This is a genomic window from Streptomyces sp. MnatMP-M17 (assembly GCF_900091995.1).
Taxonomy (GTDB): domain Bacteria; phylum Actinomycetota; class Actinomycetes; order Streptomycetales; family Streptomycetaceae; genus Streptomyces.
Map to the genome: position 1 here is coordinate 1 of NZ_FMDK01000994.1, position 3,172 is coordinate 3,172.

The window sequence follows — 3,172 nt, forward strand, 5'->3', positions numbered from 1 at the left end:
TCGGGACAGCCCTCGCCACCGGAACCGCCACGGCGGCGAGGGCCACGGACGGGAGCCCGGCCGCACCGCGCGCCCTGAGGCCGGCGCCCGGCCTGCCCACCGTCGAGTACGTCAGAAATCCGCTCGGCCTCGACATTTCACAGCCCAGGCTGAGCTGGCCACTCGTAGCGGACCGCCCTGGCCAGACGCAGAGCGCCTACCAGGTCCGGGTCGCGACCGATCCGCGCCGGCTCTCCCGGCCCGATGTCTGGGACAGCGGCAGGACCGAGTCCGGGGACTCGGTCCTCGTCCCGTACGCGGGCCCGCCGCTGAAGTCCCGTACGCGCTACCACTGGTCGGTACGCGTCTGGGACGGTGACGGCCGCGCCTCCGGGTGGAGCGAGCCCTCCTGGTGGGAGACCGGACTCACCGACGCCTCGGACTGGTCCGCGGAGTGGATCAGTGGCCCAGCCGCACTCGTCGGCGCGCCCGCGCTGGACGGCGCCTCCTGGATCTGGTTCCCCGAAGGCGATCCGGCGAGCAGCGCTCCGGCCGCCACCCGCTGGTTCCGCGCCCGCTTCGAGGTCCCGGCGGGCCTCGTCCGGGCGCGCCTCGTGATGACGGCGGACGACGGCTACACCGCGTATGTGAATGGCGCCCGGGTCGCACACGCCGACGCGGACGGTCCCGCCGAGAACTGGCGCCGGCCCGCCGTCGTCGATCTGACCGGTCAACTGCGCCCGGGCGCCCAGGTGATCGCCGTCTCCGCCACCAACGCCTCGGCCGGGCCCGCCGGTCTGCTCGGAGCGCTGGAACTGACGACCGCCGACGGTGTCCGTACGGTCGTCACCGGCACGGCCTGGCGGACCACGGACCAGGAGCCCTCCGGCGACTGGCTGTCCACCGGTTACGACGACGCCTCCTGGCCCGCCGCACAGGCCCTCGCCGCCTGGGGCTCCGGACCCTGGGGCCGGGTCCAGGCCTCGTACTTCCCGGCCGCGCAACTGCGCCACGAGTTCCGGCTGCGGAACAAGACCGTCGCACGGGCGCGGCTGTACTCGACCGCACTCGGACTCTACGAGGCACACCTCAACGGCGAACGCATCGGAGAGGACCGGCTCGCGCCCGGCTGGACCGACTACCACAAGCGGGTCCAGTACCAGACGTACGACGTGACCGCGCTGCTCAAGCCCGGCGCCAACGCGCTCGGGGCCACGGTCGCGGCCGGCTGGTACGCCGGGAACATCGCCTGGTTCGGGCCGCATCAGTACGGCGAACGGCCCGCCTTGCTCGCCCAGTTGGAAGTCACCTACGCCGACGGCTCGACCGAGCGGGTGCTCTCCGGCACCGACTGGCGCGCCGCGACAGGACCGGTCACCCAGGCCGATCTGATGGCGGGCGAGGAGTACGACGCCCGGCTGGAGACCGACGGCTGGACGCGCGCCGGCTTCGACGACACGCGGTGGGCACCGGCCGAGACCGTCGACGGTGTCACCGCGGTGCTGGTGGCCGAGGCCGACGGTCCCTCGCGCGTGGAGCGGGAGCTGCCCGCCCGTACGGTGACCGAGCCCGAGCCCGGCGTCTTTGTCTTCGACCTCGGCCAGAACATGGTCGGCGCGGTCCGCCTGACCGTGTCCGGCGCCGCCGGGACGACCGTACGGCTGCGCCACGCCGAGGTCCTCAACCCGGACGGCACGCTCTACACCGCCAATCTGCGCACCGCCCGCGCCACCGACACCTACACACTCAAGGGCAGTGGCACGGAGACCTACGAGCCGCGCTTCACCTTCCACGGCTTCCGTTATGTCGAGGTGACAGGTTATCCGGGCCGGCCGCCGCTCGACGCGGTGGTGGGGCGGGTCATCCACACCTCGGCACCGTTCACCATGGACTTCACCACCGATGTCCCGATGCTCAACCAGTTGCACAGCAATATCACCTGGGGCCAGCGCGGCAACTTCGTCTCCATACCCACCGACACGCCCGCGCGCGACGAACGCCTCGGCTGGACCGGCGACATCAATGTCTTCGCGCCCACCGCCGCCTACACCATGGAGTCCGCGCGCTTTCTCACCAAGTGGCTCCGGGATCTGCGCGACGACCAGGCGTCCGACGGCGCCTTCACCGATGTCGCGCCGCTCCTGGGCTCGCTCGGCAAAGGCGTGGCGGGATGGGGCGACGCCGGAGTCACCGTGCCCTGGGCGCTGTACCAGGCATACGGAGACACGCGCGTACTGGAGCAGTCCTGGGCCTCGATGCTGAAGTGGCTCGACTATCTCCAGGCACACAGCAGCGGATATCTGCGGCCCGCCGAGGGATACGGCGACTGGCTCAACGTCCAGGACGAGACGCCCAAGGACGTCATCGGCACCGCCTACTTCGCGCACAGCGCCGATCTGGTCGCGCGGTCCGCCGAAGCACTCGGCAAGGACCCGGCGCCGTACCGGGCCCTGTTCCGCGCGGTCCGCGACGCCTTCCGTACGGCGTATGTCTCCGCGGGCGGCCGGGTGAAGGGCGACACCCAGACCGCGTATGTCCTGGCCCTGTCGATGGATCTGCTGGCCGAGGGCGACCGCGGGCCCGCCGCGGACCGTCTGGTCGAGCTGATCAGGGCCAAGGACTGGCATCTGTCGACGGGCTTCCTCGGTACTCCTCGGCTGCTGCCCGTACTCACCGCCACCGGCCACACCGACATCGCCTACCGGCTGCTGCTCCGGCGGACCTTCCCGAGCTGGGGCTACCAGATCGACCGCGGCGCCACCACGATGTGGGAGCGCTGGGACTCCGTCACACCGGACGGCGGCTTCCAGGACGCCGGTATGAACTCCTTCAACCACTACGCCTACGGCTCGGTGGGCGAGTGGATGTACGCCAATGTCGCGGGCATAGCGCCGGGCACTCCCGGCTTCCGCGGGATCGTCGTCCGGCCGCGCCCGACAGCCGAGCTGACGGAGTGTCAGGCCCGCTTCGACTCGCTGTACGGACCGGTCACCACGGCGTGGACGACGGGCGACGACGGCTTCCGGCTCACCGTCTCCCTGCCCGCCAACACCACCGCGGAGGTATGGATCCCGGCGTCCGCGGCCGGACAAGTCCGGCACGGCCGGGCCCGGTTCCTGCGAATGGACGACGGCTGCGCCGTCTTCACCACCGGCTCGGGCACCCACCACTTCGCCGTCCGGTAGGCGCGGGC

General features: G+C 71.6%; 1 protein-coding gene. It reads left to right on the forward strand.

The window, feature by feature from the left end:
• A partial coding sequence (locus GA0115259_RS34830; RefSeq protein WP_237540713.1) for an alpha-L-rhamnosidase occupies positions 1-3,164 on the forward strand: 3,164 nt, incomplete at its 5' end.
• Positions 3,165-3,172 lie beyond the last annotated feature (8 nt).